General features: G+C 72.3%; 16 protein-coding genes. 6 read left to right on the top strand and 10 right to left on the bottom strand.

Annotation, left to right across the window (positions count from 1 at the left end; translation table 11 throughout):
- The first annotated feature begins 10 nt into the window (after positions 1-10).
- Entirely contained in the window at positions 11-481 is a 471-nt protein-coding gene (locus tag LDL48_RS19080; RefSeq protein WP_225256514.1) for a hypothetical protein, read from the top strand.
- Positions 482-545: 64 nt separating this feature from the next.
- Here the strand turns inward: LDL48_RS19080 and LDL48_RS19085 are convergent, their stop codons facing one another.
- The 3 genes from LDL48_RS19085 to LDL48_RS19095 form a co-directional block, all read right to left on the bottom strand.
- Complete coding sequence (locus tag LDL48_RS19085; protein WP_225256515.1) at positions 546-1316, bottom strand: lysophospholipid acyltransferase family protein; 771 nt, start codon at positions 1314-1316, stop codon at positions 546-548.
- Between the two features lie 117 nt (positions 1317-1433).
- Positions 1434-2195 carry a hypothetical protein gene (locus LDL48_RS19090; protein WP_225256516.1) on the bottom strand — a complete coding sequence of 254 codons (762 nt, stop codon included), beginning with the start codon at positions 2193-2195 and terminating at the stop codon, positions 1434-1436.
- Between the two features lie 95 nt (positions 2196-2290).
- Positions 2291-3016 carry a VOC family protein gene (locus tag LDL48_RS19095; protein ID WP_225256517.1) on the bottom strand — a complete coding sequence of 242 codons (726 nt, stop codon included), beginning with the start codon at positions 3014-3016 and terminating at the stop codon, positions 2291-2293.
- 67 nt (positions 3017-3083) lie between these two features.
- Between LDL48_RS19095 and LDL48_RS19100 the strand changes: the two genes are divergently transcribed.
- The 4 genes from LDL48_RS19100 to LDL48_RS19115 all read left to right on the top strand — a co-directional run bounded on the left by LDL48_RS19100 (position 3084) and on the right by LDL48_RS19115 (position 8095).
- Positions 3084-3551 (top strand): helix-turn-helix transcriptional regulator, encoded by a 468-nt coding sequence (locus LDL48_RS19100; protein ID WP_372472149.1) that lies wholly within the window; start codon positions 3084-3086, stop codon positions 3549-3551.
- 5 nt (positions 3552-3556) lie between these two features.
- Entirely contained in the window at positions 3557-3967 is a 411-nt protein-coding gene (locus LDL48_RS19105; RefSeq protein ID WP_225256519.1) for a VOC family protein, read from the top strand.
- Between the two features lie 48 nt (positions 3968-4015).
- On the top strand, positions 4016-6409 hold the full coding sequence (locus tag LDL48_RS19110; protein WP_225256520.1) for an ATP-binding cassette domain-containing protein: 2394 nt from the start codon (positions 4016-4018) through the stop codon (positions 6407-6409).
- Positions 6410-7132: 723 nt separating this feature from the next.
- On the top strand, positions 7133-8095 hold the full coding sequence (locus LDL48_RS19115) for a tyrosine-type recombinase/integrase (protein ID WP_225256521.1): 963 nt from the start codon (positions 7133-7135) through the stop codon (positions 8093-8095).
- A 44-nt stretch (positions 8096-8139) separates the two neighbouring features.
- Here LDL48_RS19115 and LDL48_RS19120 read toward each other — a convergent pair whose 3' ends face one another.
- Together LDL48_RS19120 and LDL48_RS19125 are read right to left on the bottom strand one after the other, a co-directional pair.
- Entirely contained in the window at positions 8140-8556 is a 417-nt protein-coding gene (locus LDL48_RS19120; RefSeq protein ID WP_225256522.1) for an organic hydroperoxide resistance protein, read from the bottom strand.
- 32 nt (positions 8557-8588) lie between these two features.
- Complete coding sequence (locus LDL48_RS19125; protein ID WP_225256523.1) at positions 8589-9026, bottom strand: MarR family winged helix-turn-helix transcriptional regulator; 438 nt, start codon at positions 9024-9026, stop codon at positions 8589-8591.
- 78 nt (positions 9027-9104) lie between these two features.
- Here LDL48_RS19125 and LDL48_RS19130 point away from each other — a divergent pair, with 78 nt between their 5' ends.
- Positions 9105-9617: a GNAT family N-acetyltransferase gene (locus tag LDL48_RS19130; protein ID WP_225256524.1), complete on the top strand. Its 513-nt coding sequence runs from the start codon at positions 9105-9107 to the stop codon at positions 9615-9617.
- Here LDL48_RS19130 and LDL48_RS19135 read toward each other — a convergent pair whose 3' ends face one another.
- The 5 genes from LDL48_RS19135 to LDL48_RS19155 form a co-directional block, all read right to left on the bottom strand.
- The gene (locus LDL48_RS19135) at positions 9618-10250 is read right to left on the bottom strand and encodes a class I SAM-dependent methyltransferase (protein WP_225256525.1); all 633 of its coding nucleotides are present in this window, start codon (positions 10248-10250) and stop codon (positions 9618-9620) included.
- Positions 10251-10405: 155 nt separating this feature from the next.
- Positions 10406-13045, bottom strand: a complete 2640-nt coding sequence (locus LDL48_RS19140) for an RICIN domain-containing protein (protein WP_255628484.1) — start codon at positions 13043-13045, stop codon at positions 10406-10408.
- 180 nt (positions 13046-13225) lie between these two features.
- Positions 13226-15190 (bottom strand): GTP-binding protein, encoded by a 1965-nt coding sequence (locus tag LDL48_RS19145; RefSeq protein WP_225256527.1) that lies wholly within the window; start codon positions 15188-15190, stop codon positions 13226-13228.
- Positions 15191-15335: 145 nt separating this feature from the next.
- A complete protein-coding gene (locus LDL48_RS19150; RefSeq protein ID WP_225256528.1) occupies positions 15336-15704 on the bottom strand; it encodes a VOC family protein in 369 nt (122 codons plus the stop codon).
- A gap of 11 nt (positions 15705-15715) precedes the next feature.
- Positions 15716-16426 (bottom strand): MerR family transcriptional regulator, encoded by a 711-nt coding sequence (locus tag LDL48_RS19155; protein WP_225256529.1) that lies wholly within the window; start codon positions 16424-16426, stop codon positions 15716-15718.
- Positions 16427-16517 lie beyond the last annotated feature (91 nt).

Below are 16517 nucleotides of genomic sequence, written 5' to 3' on the forward strand. Positions count from 1 at the left end.
ATGACCCACCATGGGATTCTCCGGTACCTATCTGCGCACGGGCGACGACTGGAGCGACCACGACCCCGACGACGTACCGCCGCCCGCCGCGGAACCGTGGCTGCTCGTCGACATCTACGACAGCGACATCGCCACCGTCAGCTACGGGCCGGCCGGCCCGGGCAGCGGCGTGGCGTACCTGGGTGACACCCCCCGCGCCTACTTCGACGACCCGGACGCGTCCGCACCGACCGACGTGACCCGCGAGGCCGCCGGGCTGGCCCACTGGTGGGCCCGGCAGCACCCCGCCGCCGGTGCGCCGCAACGCGCCGCCAAGCAGGCGGAGATCGCCACCTACCTGGCCGCCGACCGGGACCGCGGCGACGACGACTGGGACGACGCCGTGGACGACGCCGCCGCCGCGGACGTGTTCGTCGAGACCCGGACCGCGCGCCTGCTGACCGCCCTCGGCTTGCCCGTGCCCGACGAACTCCCGCTCTGAGCCCCGGTCGGCCGGTCAGGAGGTCGGCCGGTCAGGAGGTCGGCCGGTCAGAGGTCTGCGCCGGTCAGGGGGTGCGGGCCGGGCGCCGCCGCACCCGTGACATGTCCACCGGCCGGGTCCGGTCCACCCACCGCGGTGTCTCCGGCTCGCCGGACCGCAACGGCGCCAACGTGGCGTCGATCGCCTCCACCACCCGCTGCGTGACCCGCACCGCCTGCGCGCCCGCCGCGCCGGTCAACCCGGACAGGTCCACCGGCGCGCCGAACCGGACCTGCACCACCGGCCGGCGCACCAGGGCCCGCAGCAGCGCACGCCCCAGACCCTTCGGCGCCGTGTACGGCATCACCACGTGCGCACCCCACTGCGCCACCGGCACCACCGCGGCACCCGACATCAGCGCCATCCGCGCCACCCCGGTCTTGCCGCGCTCCGGCCACATCCAGGGGTCGAGGCCGATGCGACCCTCCGGGTACACCAGCACCACCGAACCGGCCTGCAACGCCGCCACCGCCGCCGGCAGCGCCTGCGCCACCCGCGGCGTGCGCCGGTCCACCCGGATGTGCCCGCACCGGCGCATCACCGCCCCCGCCACCGGCGCGTCGAACAACCCGCCGGTCGCCATGAACCGCGGCGCCAGCCCGGCCTTGCGGCACGCGGCCGCCATCACGATCGGGTCCACCGGGCTGACGTGGTTGGCGGCCAGGATCAGCGGCCCGCGCCGCAACTCCGGCGGCACCGACCCCGACACCCGCAGCCGGCAGATCGGCGCCACCACGGCGGGGGAGACCGACAGCAACAGCCGCCACAACCACGGCACCCGCCACGACCCGTCCATCAGGCCGTCATGATCCCACGCCGGGCCCACCGGCGTGGCCCGACCGCCGTCTGCGGCGCGCCGCCGGGCCCGCCGGCCCGCCCCAGCCCACCCGGCCCAGCCCCGGCAGAGCCCGGCTCAGCCCGCCTCGCGCAGCTCCGCCAGCCGCGCCTCCACCTCCGCCAGCTCCGCCCGCAGCCGCTCGGCCGCCCGCTCCGCCTCGCCCCGCTCGGCCGCCAGGATCTGCGCCACCGCCTCCTGCACCCCGGGCACGTCCACCAGCGACACCATCCGCAACGCCTCGGACGGCTTCACCACATAGGGCCGGGCCAGCGTCTTCGCCCCCTGCGCCGCGGCCACCGTCCACTCGCCGTCGGCATACGCCAGCGTCACGGTCAACCCGGCCGGCCCCTTCGGCTTCGCCGGCCGCGCCGCCTTACGCCCAGCGGCCGGCGCCGCCGCGGAAGCCGGCGGCGACCCGGCCGCCGCGGGAGCGTCCGCCGCGGAAGCTGCCGCCGCCGGGGGAGCGGCGGCGGCAGCGGCCCGCCGCGACGCCGGCACCACCGGCTTGTCGATCACGAACTCCGGCTCCGGCCGGGCCGGCGGCTCCGCCACCGGTGGCGCCGGCGGGGGAGACGCCTTGCGCGCCACCGCCCCCTTGGGCGCCACCTGCAGGTCACCGGGGGAGAACGGCAACTCGTCGCGCCCGAACCGCACCACCAGGAACTCGTCCGACTCCGCCGGATCCGTCACCGACACCACCTGCCCGACCTGCCCGGCGATCTGCCCGGCCGCCTCGGTGAACACCACCTTGGGCCGGCGGCCGGCCGCGACACCCTCCCGGATCGTCTGGACGTCCTCGGAACTCAAGCCCCGCACCCGTGCACGCGCCGTAGCCATCGGACACCCCTCGTCGTTCGTACGCCTGTATGAATGCTGTCGTTTCTACCAGCAGCCACCGACAGAAACGCAGCAGGACTCCCCGGACCACCGGACTAATCCGGCGACCGGGCCGTGACGCAGTACTCCCGCCCCGCCGGATCCCGCAACGTGGTCCAGTCATCCGGCACCCGCCGCACCACCGACGCCCCCAGCGTCACATGCCGCGCCACCTCCGCCGCCACGTCGTCACACGCCAGATCCAGGTGCATCCCGGCCGACTCACCCCCGGTGCGCTGCAACAACAACCGCAACGGCTGACCCTGCGGACGCCGCAGCACATCGAACTCCGGCAACCCGACGGCCCGCCGCTCCCACCCGGTCAACGCCGCCCAGAACCCCGCCTCCGCGTCGAAGCCCGCCCGCGGCAGATCCAGGCACACCTGATCCACCAGGCTGCGCTGCCCACCCCGCCACGCCACCGCCGCCGGGCGGACCCGCTCGCCCTGCCACCGCACCACACAGAACGGCAACCCGGCAGGGGAGCGGCACACCACCAGATCCGGCTCCACGTGCACCCGCCGCGCACCCAGCGACTCCGCCAGGTCCGCCACCTGCGCCACCGCATCGGTGTGCAGATCGAGATGACACCGGGCCGGCCCGTCACCCACCACCTGCACCCGCAGGAACGCGTCCCCGCCCGGCGGCAGCAACGTCGCGAACGCCCCGCCACCGCGCCGCGCCGACCACCCGGACCCGGTCACCGCCGCCCAGAACGCCTCCGCCGCCGCGGCCGAGGCAGCTGGCGTGTCCAGGAACCCGGTGACCCAGCGAACCGCCATCGGACCCTCCCTCCCTCATCGACCGATCGGACCGGTACCGCGTTCATCCTGCTCCACCCGCCACCCGATGTGGCACGATCCGGAGGTGACCAGCACACCCGCCGAAGCGCAACACCTGCGCGACCTGGCCCGGCTGCGCCGCGTCCGCGACCGGATCGACCGCGAGTACGCCCAGCCCCTCGACGTCGAGGCCCTCGCCCGCGGCGCACACATGTCCGCCGGGCACCTCAGCCGCGAGTTCCGCCAGGCCTACGGCGAATCGCCGTACAGCTACCTGATGACCCGCCGGATCGAACGCGCCATGGCCCTGCTGCGCCGCGGCGACCTCACCGTCACCGAGGTCTGCTTCGCGGTCGGCTGCTCCTCGCTGGGCACCTTCAGCACCCGGTTCCGGGAACTGGTCGGCATCCCGCCCAGCGCCTTCCGCGACCAGGCCCTGCTCGGCACCGCCGGGATGCCGGCGTGCGTCGCGAAACAGGTCACCAGACCGATCAGGAATCAAGAAGCGCCGGTCCGCACCACGCAACTAGCGTGACTGCCATGGACATCGTCATTCACAGCAGCTTCCTCCCGCACACCGACCCCGACGCCGCCCTGGCGTTCTACCGCGACGTCCTCGGCTTCGAGGTCCGTGGCGACGTCGGCTACCAGGACATGCGCTGGATCACCGTCGGCCCGCCCAGCCAGCCCGGCACCTCCATCGTGCTGCACCCGCCGGCCGCCGACCCCGGCATCACCGACGACGAACGCCGCACCATCGCCGAGATGATGGCCAAGGGCACCTACGGCGGCATCAACCTCGCCACCAAGGACCTCGACGGCGTCTTCGAACGCCTCCAGGCCGGCGACGCCGACGTGGTCCAGGAACCCACCGACCAGCCGTACGGCGTCCGGGACTGCGCCTTCCGCGACCCCTCCGGCAACATGATCCGCATCCAGCAACTGCGCTGAACGACCGCCGCCGGCCGGCCCGACCGAGACCGCACAGATGGAGACGCCATGACCCCGTCCACCAGGACGGCCTCGAAGCCACCGGCGCCGCACGCCGCCGACAGCCACGACCTGATCCGGGTCCACGGCGCCCGGGTCAACAACCTCAAAGACGTCAGCATCGAACTGCCCAAGCGGCGGCTCACCGTGTTCACCGGCGTCTCCGGCTCCGGCAAGAGCTCCCTGGTGTTCAGCACCATCGCCGCCGAGTCCCAACGCATGATCAACGAGACGTACAGCGCGTTCCTGCAGGGCTTCATGCCGACCCTGGCCCGGCCCGACGTGGACGTCCTGGACGGCCTCACCACCGCCATCATCGTCGACCAGCAGCGGATGGGCGGCGACGCCCGCTCCACGGTCGGCACCGCCACCGACGCCAACGCCATGCTGCGCATCCTGTTCAGCCGGCTCGGCACACCCCACATCGGCTCACCCCAGGCGTTCTCCTTCAACGTCGCCTCGATCAGCGGCGCCGGCGCGGTCACCCTGGAACGCGGGGGGAGGACCACCAAGGAACGGCGCAGCTTCAGCATCACCGGCGGCATGTGCAGCCGCTGCGAGGGCCGCGGCTCCATCTCCGACATCGACCTCACCCAGCTCTACGACGACACCAAGTCCCTCGCCGAGGGCGCGTTCACCATCCCCGGCTGGAAGTCCGACAGCTTCTGGACCGTGCGCGTCTACGCCGAGTCCGGCTTCGTCGACCCGGACAAGCCGATCCGCAAGTACACCAAGAAGGAACTCCACGACTTCCTCTACAAGGAACCCACCAAGGTCAAGGTCGACGGCGTCAACCTCACCTACGAAGGACTGATCCCCAAGGTCCAGAAGTCGTTCCTGGCCAAGGACCCCGACGCCCTGCAACCGCACATCCGCGCCTTCGTCGACCGGGCCGTGACGTTCACGACCTGCCCTGACTGCGACGGCACCCGGCTCAGCGAAGCCGCCCGCTCCTCCCGGATCGACGGCGTGAACATCGCCGACGCCTGCGCCATGCAGATCAGCGACCTCGCCGACTGGGTCCGCACGCTGCGCGAACCGTCCGTCGCGCCGCTGCTCACCGCGTTGCTGCGTACCCTCGACTCGTTCGTCGAGATCGGCCTCGGCTACCTCTCGCTGAACCGGCCGTCGGGCACCCTGTCCGGCGGCGAGGCGCAGCGCACCAAGATGATCCGCCACCTCGGCTCCTCGCTCACCGACGTCACCTACGTCTTCGACGAACCCACCATCGGCCTGCACCCGCACGACATCCAGCGGATGAACAACCTGCTGCTGCGCCTGCGCGACAAGGGCAACACGGTCCTGGTGGTGGAACACAAACCGGAAGCCATCGCGATCGCCGACCACGTGGTCGACCTCGGCCCCGGCGCCGGCACCGGCGGCGGCACCATCTGCTTCGAAGGCACCGTCGAGGGCCTGCGCACCAGCGGCACCATCACCGGCCGCCACCTCGACGACCGCGCCACCCTGAAGAAGACCGTCCGCGAACCCACCGGCACCCTGCAGATCCGCGGCGCCAACCGGCACAACCTGCGCGACGTCGACGTCGACATCCCGCTCGGCGTCCTCTGCGTCGTCACCGGCGTCGCCGGCTCCGGCAAGAGCTCCCTGATCCACGGCTCGGTCCCGGCCGGCGCCGGCGTCGTCTCGGTCGACCAGACCGCCATCCGCGGCTCCCGCCGCAGCAACCCCGCCACCTACACCGGACTGCTCGACCCGATCCGCAAAGCCTTCGCCAAGGCCAACGGCGTCAAGCCCGCCCTGTTCAGCGCCAACTCCGAAGGCGCCTGTCCCACCTGCAACGGCGCCGGCGTCATCTACACCGACCTGGGCATGATGGCCGGCGTCGCCACCACCTGCGAGGAGTGCGAGGGCCGGCGGTTCGACGCCTCGGTGCTCGAGTACCACCTCGGCGGCCGCGACATCAGCGAGGTCCTCGCCATGAGCGTGACCGAGGCCGAGGAGTTCTTCGGCACCGGCGACGCGCACACTCCCGCCGCCCACGCCATCCTCGGCCGCCTCGCCGAGGTCGGACTCGGCTACCTCAGCCTCGGCCAGCCCCTCACCACCCTGTCCGGCGGCGAACGGCAACGCCTCAAGCTGGCCACCCACATGGCCGACAAGGGCGGCGTCTACGTCCTCGACGAACCCACCACCGGCCTGCACCTCGCCGACGTCGAACATCTGCTCGGCCTCCTGGACAGCCTCGTCGACTCCGGCAAGTCGGTCATCGTCATCGAACACCACCAGGCCGTCATGGCCCACGCCGACTGGATCATCGACCTGGGCCCCGGCGCCGGCAACGACGGTGGCCGCATCGTCTTCGAAGGCACCCCCGCCGACCTCGTCGCCGACCGCAGCACCCTCACCGGCCAGCACCTGGCCACCTACATCGGCGCCTGAGCACCCTGGTCGATAATGTACATTATGTAAACCAACCCCGAAAACCATGAATCCCGAGAGGGTACGGAGCACACCGGTAACCAGGCCGGCCCGTGGCACAACTGACACAGCGGGCAGACCCACGCCGCCACTCCACCGTGCCAACTCCCGTGCACGGGGCCACACACCACCTACCACACCGACCACCGCCCGAAAACGGCACGCACCGGGGCGCTCGGCAGCGATCCCAACGTCGACGCCCGACGGAAATCCCGAGAGGACGTCTCTGACAGAACCGCCCGCCGGCCGTCGGCGCGTGGCGACCCGGCCCGGCCGAGGTAGCCAGCCCAAAGGGCGCCTCTGACAGAACTCCCTGCCCGCGCTCGCCAGGTGGTGACGGCGGCCTCAGTGAGGTAGACGGTCCCGTGCAGTCGCGTGTGGAAATCCGGCTCGGGGTGCACCGAAACTCCGCACGCGCCGGAATACGGCCGGCGTCCGTGTGGACCTGTGGCACGGTGCCGACCACAGCTCCGCACGCGCCGGAATCGGCCGGTGTCCGTGTGGAGCTGCGGCACGGTGCCGACCACAGCTCCGCACGCGCCGGAATGGGCCGGTGTCCGTGTGGAGCTGCGGCACGGTGCCGACCACAGCTCCGCACGCGCCGGAATCGGCCGGTGTCCGCCATGCATTCCCGCGTGCGAACCAGCTTCCGACCGACCGGACAAATGCTGCATAATATGTCTTATGCAGGACGAACGGAACGTTACCGTCCACGAGTTGATCGGTGAGTTTCTCGCCGCGCGCGCCGTCCGGAAGCCGTCGGTGCACACGCTGCAGGCGTACCGGCGTGATCTGACCTCGATCGTCGCCCTGGTCGCGCCGGGTGACGAGGGTGCCTCGCTCCCCCTGGCGGCCCTCTCCCCGCGCGTCCTGCGCGGGGCCTTTGCCCGTTTTGCGGCGGACCGTGCCCCGGCTTCGGTCTACCGGGCCTGGTCGAGCTGGAACTCGTTCTTCACGTTTCTGGTCACCGAGGGCGTGGTGGCGGGCAATCCGATGCCGGCGGTGGACAAGCCGCGGATGGCGCCGCTCTCCCCCAAGCCACTGCGGGGTGAGGACACGCCGGAGCAGTTGCTGGCGGCGGTGAGCCGGTCCGACGAGCGGCAGCGTGATCCGTGGCCGGAGCGGGACGTGGTGGTGCTGGCGCTGGCGTTGTGTGCGGGTCTGCGGTTGTCGGAGTTGCTGGCGTTGCGGACCGGGTCGTTCGCGGGGCGGCCGGGTGAGCGCCGGGTGGAGGTGGCGGGTAAGGGTGGGCGGCCGCGTACGGTGCCGATCGAGCCGGAGCTGGACGCGGTGGTGGAGCGTTATCTGGTGAGCCGGGCGCAGCGGGTGTCGCGGTCGACGGACGTGTTGCTGGTGGACGGGCGGGGGCAGCCGTTGCGGCGGGGTGGGCTGCAGTATCTGGTGGAATCGTGTTTCCGCCGGGCGGGGATCACCGACCGGGTGCCGCGGGGTGCGCAGTTGCATGCGTTGCGGCATACGTTCGCGACGCGGCTGGCGGAGGACGGGGCGAACGCGTCGGAGATCATGCGGTTGCTGGGGCATGCGTCGTTGACGACGTCGCAGAACTATATCGAGGTGACGTCGGCGCAGCAGCGCGCGGCGGTGCGGGCGAACCGCACGAACCGCGCGCTGGGGCGTCTGGGGTGAGGGTCCTTGAAGGAACCTACCTGGGTTTTCCGCCGCGGGTGGGCTCAGGCGAGGGTGAAGGTGACGTCGATGTTGCCGCGGGTGGCGCTGCTGTAGGGGCAGATCTGGTGGGCCTGCTCGAGCAGTTCGTGGGCGGTGGTCTCGTCGACGCTGGGGAGTTCGGCCTCGATGGCGACGGTGAGGCCGACGCCGGTGCCGGTGCGGGCGAGGCCGACGTCGACGGTGACGGCGGTGTCGGTGAGGTCGATCTTGCGTTTGCGGGCGGCGGTCTTGAGGGCGCTGTGGAAGCAGGCGGCGTAGCCGGCGGCGAAGAGTTGTTCGGGGTTGGTGTGGGCGCCGCCGGGGCCGCCGAGTTCCTTGGGGACGGCGAGGTCCAGGTCGAGGACGCCGTCGCTGCTGCGGGTGTGTCCGCCGCGGCCGTCTCCGGTGGCGGTGGCGGAGGCGGTGTAGAGGTTGCTCATGGGGGGCCTTTCGGGTTGTCGGGTGTGGGTGCTCAGAGGTGGTTGGTGCCGGCGGCGGCGCGGACGCGGCCGAGCAGGTGGTGCAGTTGGGCGTATTCGTCGCGGGTGAGGTCGACCGCGGCGGCGAGGCGTTCGGGCAGGTCGGCGAGGTGGTGGCGGAGGTCGGTGGCCTTGGCGGTGGGGTGGATCCAGACGGTGCGTTCGTCGTGGGTGCCGCGTTCGCGGCGGACGTGTCCCTGGGTCTGGAGGCGTTTGAGCAGCGGTGAGAGGGTGCCGCTGTCGAGGGCGAGGGCGTGGCCGAGGTCGCGGACGGTGGTGGGGCCGCGGTGCCAGAGGACGCGCAGGGCGAGGTACTGCGGGTAGGTGAGGCCGTGGGCGTCGAGGGTGCGGCGGTAGAGCGCGGTGGTGGCGCGGGAGGCGGCGTAGAGGTCGAAGCAGACCAGGTGGTCGAGGCCGGTGGTGTCACCCATGCCCGAACAGTAGGGCGCAACTCAGTTGTGCACAACCGTTCGGTGGCGGGGGTCACCGCGGCGTGTGATCATTCCTGCGTGCCTTCCATCCGATTTGTGCGGCTCTCCCCCGCCGCGTTGTCCGCGCTGATCTCCGGTGACCTGGCCGCGGCGAGCGCCGCCGCCGGCACCCCGCTGAGCCGGTTCCTGGTCGACGAGGCGTGGTTGTGGCGGATCCGGCAGGAGCAGATCGCGGCCGATCCGGCCAGCGCGGAGTGGATCGCCCGGGCCGCGGTGGACGCGGAGACCGGCGAGGTGGTGGGGCACGGCGGTTTCCACGGCCCGCCGTCGGAGGACGGGGTGGTGGAGGTGGCGTACTCGGTGGATCCGGGTTTCCGCCGCCGCGGGTACGCCAAGGAGATCCTGCGGCAGCTGCTGGCGCGGGCCGACGCCGATCCGGCGGTGCGTGCGGTCCGGGCGAGTATCCGCCCGGACAACGCGGGATCGCTGGCGACGATCGCCGGGTTCGGCTTCCACAAGGCCGGCGAACAGTGGGACCAGGAGGACGGCCTGGAGTTCGTGTTCCTGCGCCCGGCCGGCGGCGCGGCCTAGCTACGCGCCGGGGCGGGCGCCGCCGGCGGCCGCGCACTGGTGCCGGTCCGCGCCGGTGGCGGTGACCGGGCGCCGGCAGACGTACACCAGGGCGGGTGGCAGGTTGGCCCACACCGTGCGGCTGACCACGACCTCCTCGAACCGCGCGCGCAGGGACCGCAGCAGCCGCCGGGCCGGCGGAGCCCAGCGGGCGTGGACGTAGGCGAAGGTGGTGAAGACGGCGTCCGGTCCCATGACCGCGACGGCCCCGGCCAGGGCGTCGTGCTGTGCGCGTGCGTCGAACGCCGCCCAGGGCAGGCCGCTGACCACGACGTCGGCCCGGTCGATGCCGCGCCGCGCGAGCACGTCGCGGACCTGGGTGGCGTCCGCGGTCACCACGTCGACCGCCGGGTAGCGGGCCGCCAGCTGCGCGGCGAACCGCGGGTTGACCTCGATGGCGATGTGCCGGCCGGAGCCGGCCAGGCGCTGCTGGATGCTTCCGGTGAACGCGCCGGTTCCGGGTCCGAGTTCGACGACGGTGGGCGAACCGGTGAGCGGCACGGTCGCGGTGGCCACCGTCGCCAGGGCCGATCCGCTGGGCCGGACGGCGCCGACCGCCATCGGGTTGCGCACGAACTCACGGAGGAACGACACGGCTCAGGTCTCCTGTCCGGCCGCGGTGCCCGCGACGGCCGACGGTGTGGCAGCGGCAGCCGTTGATCGACTGCGCCACCGAGCGTCGGGCATCGCCGGGCCGTCTGCCAGGACCGGTGAATCCTAGGTTCGGCAGGCCCCCCGGACCGGCCGGGTCAGCCGCGCAGGGTCCACCGCTGGTTCGCGCCGCCGGTGCAGGCCCAGACGATGAGCTTCGTGCCGTTCGCGGTGCCGGCGTTGCTGGCGTCGAGACAGAGTCCGGACTGGGCGCTCGAGACGGTGCCGTCGGGGTTGACGTTCCACTGCTGGTTGAGCCCGCCGTGGCAGTCCCAGATGATGACCGCGGTGCCGTTGGCCGTGCCGCCGCCGGAGGCGTCCAGGCATTTGGTGCCGTACACCGTCAGTTGTTTGCCGGCGGTGTGCGCCCACCGCTGCCGGGTGCTGCCGTCGCAGTCCCAGAGCTGGATCTGGGTGCCGTTGGCGGTCGCGGCGTTCGGCACGTCGGCGCACCGTCCCGACTGGCCGCCCACCAGCTGCCCGGCCTGCTGTCCGCTGCCGCCCGGCTGCCGGACGAGCGACCGGGACTCGGCGGACCGGGCGCCCGCGGCGTCGAGGACGAAGAGGCGGTAGTCGCCCGGTGCCGCCGGTACCGCGATGGAGGTGGCGGTGCCGTCCGCCGTGGTCATCGTCGGGCCGGCGGCGAAGGTGGTGGTGCCGGACGGCGCCAGCCAGATCCGGCGGCTCGCGTCGCCGGTGGAGCGGACGCGGATCGACGAGGTGCCGCTGTCGACGACCGTGCTGGCCGGCAGCACGTGGTCCGGCAGTGCCCGGGCGCCGGGTGCCACGATGTCCTGGAAGGGTTCCTCCAGGCCGGAGTTCACCGCGATGGTGTAGGCCGCCGTGGGCCAGACGTAGTCGGGTGAGACCAGGATGTCCTGGACGGTGCTGTTGGGCAGGTTCTTGTTGGAGACCTTGTTGATCGGCCCGTAGGTCCGCGTGATGCTCAGGTCGTGCTTGCGTCCGAAGTCGTCGGAGTTGATCAGCCAGGTGACGTTCTTGTCGACGCTGAGCACGTTGTCGCGGAAGGTGAGGTACGCCGAGCCCTCGTCGGGGTGCAGGCCGTACTTGTGGCCGGCGGGCACACCCTGCAGGTAGTTGTCGGTGACGGTGGTTCCGGGCTGGCTGCCCAGGGTGTAGATCGGGGCCGTGTCGGCGAGGCGCTGCACCGTGTCGATGATGTGGTTGTGGCTGACGGTGTTGTTCCGGGCGGTGGTGGTCGGCCGGTTGGGTGCGATCGAGCCCGCCGATCCGTCGAAGTTCCACCAGCCCCAGCCGAGCGTGATGCCGGCCCAGGGTGCCTTCTCGATCCGGTTGTGCTGCACCGTGACGGTGTCGACGAAGTAGGCGGAGACCGGACTGTGCCCGGAGAACAGCACCGCGCTGTCGTACAGGTAGTTGTTCCTGATCTCGATGTTCCGGCACAGTCCTTCGACCTGGGCCGGGAACTTCTCCCGGTTGGTCGAGGTGTGGTCGCCGAGGTAGACGTGCTGCGGATGTCCCACGGTGATCGCCGATCCGGCGATGTCGCTGGTGTGGTTGCCGATCAGCTGCGAGTCCCGCACGTCGTTGATCATGTTGATGCCGTCGGCGCCGGTGTGCCGGATCCGGTTGCGTTCCAGGCGGATGCCGTCGGCGTTCTGTACGTGCACGATGCCGGGCGTGAGGTCGACGTTGCGGTAGTAGTACGCGTGGAAGTTCTGCTTCGCGTAGGCGATGGCGCTGAGGTTGCCCTGTTGCGCCTGCTTGTAGACGGAGCCGGCCACGTTGACGAGGTTCCAGTCGGAGTGCTGCACGGTGAGGCCGGTGAACGTGATGTTGCGGGCGTGGGCGCTGGTCGAGGTGCCGGCGACCCGTAGCAGGGTGGACACGTTGCCGGGGGCGATGACCGTGGCGGTCGCCATGTTCTCGGCGTCGGTCTTGTAGTAGTACAGCGTCCGGCTGGACTTGTCGAAGTAGAACTCGCCCGGCGCGTCCAGGAACTCGTAGGCGTTCATGACCTTGTGGGAGCCGCCGACCTGCGCGTTGCCGTTGTACGCGCCCTGGGCGATCGCCGCGCCCGGCTGCTGGAACAGCGCCACCCGGTTGCCGCCGTCCGTGGTGACCTGGCGGACGCCGACGATGGCGGAGGTCCAGGTGGTCGCGGTCTCGATCTCGATGTCGTCGTGGTTGGCGGCGATGGCGGGGAAGTCCGACGTGCTGTACCGGGCGCCGGCGCACTGGGACCCGGTCTCCCACGCCCACGCGGCCTGCCCGGCGGTGATGGCGTAGGTGCCGTGGCAGCCGGCCGAGGTGATCGTCTTGGCGGCCATGTACGCGCGCTTGTCGTTGACGTACAGCGCGCGGAGCTTGTTCGCGCGGTCGAGCGGGGCCTTCCAGACGTTGCCGCTGTGCGGCGTCCAGCCGGTCACCCGGACGCCGCCGTCGAGCACCGGTGTCTCGTCCGGGTACGCGGCGTAGACGACGCGGTGGTTGTTGGTGCCCGAGTCGGCCGGGCCGAACTCTATGGTGCTGCTCACCGGATAGGTTCCGCCGCGCAGGTATACGCGAATATCGCCGGTCATGTTCGCGTTTTCCGAACGGACGACGTCGCGGGCGTGTTGCAGTGTCCGGAATGGTGCGGTGACCGTTCCCGGATTGGTGTCGTCACCGTCCGGGGCGACATAGTAGGTCGCCTGGTCCGCGGCCGCGGCGGCACCGCCGGCCGGGCTGGCCACGGCCGGGGCAGAGCTGATCATGGCGGCCACCAGCAGCGACCTTCCCACGGCGGCAAGCGCGCTCGACACGGGGCACTCCCCTCGCTAAATATCGACTGCCGGCAATATATACACATTGTTTTGCGGCCGGACAGCAATTTCTCCGGGGCTTTTCCGGACGCCCCGGCATAACACTTTCCGGGTGAGTTCCCGGGTTACCGGTCAGCCCGGACGGGGCGCTGAGCCGGTGCGGCGGACCACCCGCAGCAGGTACTCCTTGCGGTCCAGCGGGTTGTGGTCGGTGCGGGGCCGCGACGGGGCCGGGCCGCTCACCGGCGCGTACCGGTCGAAGGCGCTCTCCAGCACGCCCTCGCCGCGGGTCAGCGCGGGCAGCCGCTGCTGCAGGTCGTGGACACGGGCCGCGGGCACCTCGCCCTCCACCACGCACACCGAGCCGTGCACCGTGGTGGCCAGCGGCACCCCGCGCAGGCGGGCCAGCACCGGCAGCACCGCGGGCAGGGCGGCGGCCGGGACCTCCAGGCGTACCGCGTGGATCGGCTCGTGCACCCGGGTGCCGGCGCGGCGCAGCGCGTCCATCAGCACCAGCGGTGTCAGGTGGCGGAAGTCGCCGGCCGTGCTCGACATGCTCTTGTCGAACGTGCCGTGCGCGTGGCTCTGCCGGGCCCAGTAGCCGGAGCGGGTCATGGTGACCGTGCAGTCGGCGACCTGCCAGCCGTGCAGTCCCTCGCGCAGCACCCGCGGCACGGTCTCCTCCACCGCGGTGAAGAACGCGGACGGCATCGCGCCCAGTTCCACGCCGAGGGTGAACCGCAGCCCGGTGCCCGGCGGCGCGGGCGCCACCCGCAGGCCCACGGTGGCCAGGAACGGGTTGGGTGCCACCCCGATGATCTCCGCCGCCTCGCCGGTGCCGGTGACCCGCTCGACGCAGATCGTGGTGGTCTCCCGGAACCGCACCGCGAGGCCGTACTCCTCGGCCAGCGTGGCCTGCAGCACCTCCTTCTGCACCTCGCCGTAGAGCGAGACGGACACCTCGTGGCGCAGGTCGTCCTGCCGCAGGGCGATCAGCGGGTCCTGTTCGGCCAGCTGGGTCAGCGCGGCGTGCAGCCGGCCGGCGTCGGCGCGCCGCCGGGGCAGCACGACGGTCTCCAGGCTGGGCGGGGCGAACTGGCGCCGGTGTCCCCCGGCCGCCGGCCCGAGCGGATCGCCGACGCGGGCGCCGGCCAGCCCGCGTACCGTGGCGATCCGGCCCGCCGTCACCTGCGGGCCCGGGCGCAGGGCGCCGTCGCCGAACACGGCCACCGCGGTGACCCGGTCGTCGCCGAGGCGGTCGCGGACCCGCAGCGTGCCGTCGAACAGCCGGACGTACGCGACCTTCTCGCCGGCCGGCCCGCGCTCGACCTTGAACACCGTTCCGCGCAGCGGCGCCGCCGGATCGCCGGCCGCGGCCGGCAGCAGGTCGGCGACGGCCACGCGCAGGTCGTCGACGCCGGCGCCGGTGATGGCCGAGCCGAACAGCACCGGATGGGTACGGGCCCGCGCGGTCCGGTCCCGCAGCACGTCGCGCAGCCGGTGCTGCGGGACGCCGGCGCCGTCGACGTACGCGGCCAGCAGCCCGTCGTCGTGCTCGGCCAGCGCCTCGACCGGGATCGCCCGGGGGGTGACCCGGGCGTCGCGGGTGCCGGCCCGGTGCACCGTGGACAGCGGCACCAGGTGCGCGGTGAGCCGTTCGGCGATCTCGGCCAGGACGCCGGTGTCCCGGGCGCCGGTGCGGTCGATCTTGTTGACGAAGATCAGCGTCGGGATGCCGAGCCGGTGCAGGGTGCGCCACAGCACCCGGGTCTGCGCCTGGACGCCCTCCACCGCGGAGACCACCAGGACGGCGCCGTCGAGCACGCCGAGAACCCGTTCCACCTCGGCGATGAAGTCGGGATGGCCGGGGGTGTCGATCAGGTTGACCACGACGTCGCCGACGGTGAACGACACCACGGCGGACCGGATGGTGATGCCGCGGCGGCGTTCCAGCTCCAGGGTGTCGGTGCGGGTGCTGCCCGCGTCGACGCTGCCGATCTCGTCGATCACCCCGGCGCTGTACAGCAGCCGCTCGGTGAGGCTGGTCTTACCGGCGTCGACGTGCGCCAGGATGCCGAGGTTGAGGGTGCGTGCCAAGCGTCATGTCCCTTGCTGAGGAGGCGATTCCTTTCCGGGTGGACATGAACGTTGCTCGCACGATGCTCTCCTCACGACGGTGGCTACCGCCGGTAGCAGACCAGAACGCCGGGGCCGGGACAACCGGATTAGGCGGCGCCGATGGTCAGGCGTCGTCGCCGTCGGTGACGCAGAACTCGTTGCCGGCCGGGTCGGCCAGCACCACCCAGCCGTCGCCGCCGGGCCGGCGCTGGTCGTCGACCAGTTTCGCGCCCAGGCCGGACAGCCGGTCCACCTCGGCGTCACGCGGCTGGTCCGGCCGCAGGTCGACGTGCAGCCGGTTCTTGTCGGTCTTGGCCTCCGGCACGCGGACGAACAGCAGCCTGGGCGCGCCGGTCACCGCGACCGCGTCGTCGCCCGGCGCGGCGTCCGGCGTCACCGGCCGGCCCACCACCTGGCTCCAGAACTGCGCCAGCTCGTACGGCTCGTAGGGCGGCGCGCAGTCGACTGTGATGTTGCGGATCACCGACGTCATGCGGGCGACTTTCACCGCTGCGGGGGCGGCGCAAACCCGGTCAGGTACTCGTGCAGCAGTCCGGCGGCCGCCAGCATCGCCAGGCTCTGCGCGCTCACCTGGCCCTGGCGGCGGGCGGTGGCGGTGCGCAGGGCCTCGGTGCTGCCCTCGCGGCGCAGCCCGTCGAGGATCGGCCCGATCTGCGCCAGCGGGTACCGGGCCTGCCGCAGCATCGCCACCATCCGGGCGTCGCGCACGTCGGCCGGGGCGTACCGCCGGTAGCCGGTGCCGCGCTCGCGGTCCGGGCGCAGCAGGCCGGCCGCCTCCCACACCCGGATCGCCGAGGTACGCACGCCCAGGTGCGCGGCCAGTTCACCGATCCGCAGCGCGGTCCGCGGCAGCGCCGACGGCGGTGCCTGCGCCACCGCGGCCAGGGCGTCGGCGACCTCCCGCAGGGACAGCCGCTGGGCGTGCAGCGCGGCGTGCGCGGCGTCGACGCGGGCCAGCGCGCCGGCCCGGTCCCCGGCGTGCACGGCCCGCATCACCGCGCGGGCGGTGTCCCAGCCGTACCCGGCGCCGAGCGCCCGGAACGCCAGCAGGGCGCCGCGGTGCCGCTCGCCGAACTGGCGGTACCCGGCCGGGCTGCGCGGCGCGGCGGGCAGCACACCGGCGTCGAGGTAGTTGCGGATCTGCTGCGTCGACACCCCGGCGAGCCGGGCCAGGTCCACTCCGCGCCACCCCATCGGTGAAGTATCCCGTTGAGGGTTTCCGGTACGCCACCGAGGTCCCGGCCGGACAAGTCTCCATTGGGTAGTTCAATGACAGACTTGAAGG

Origin of the sequence: Jidongwangia harbinensis (assembly GCF_020216025.1) — a bacterium.
In the GTDB taxonomy this organism is placed as follows: domain Bacteria; phylum Actinomycetota; class Actinomycetes; order Mycobacteriales; family Micromonosporaceae; genus Actinoplanes; species Actinoplanes harbinensis.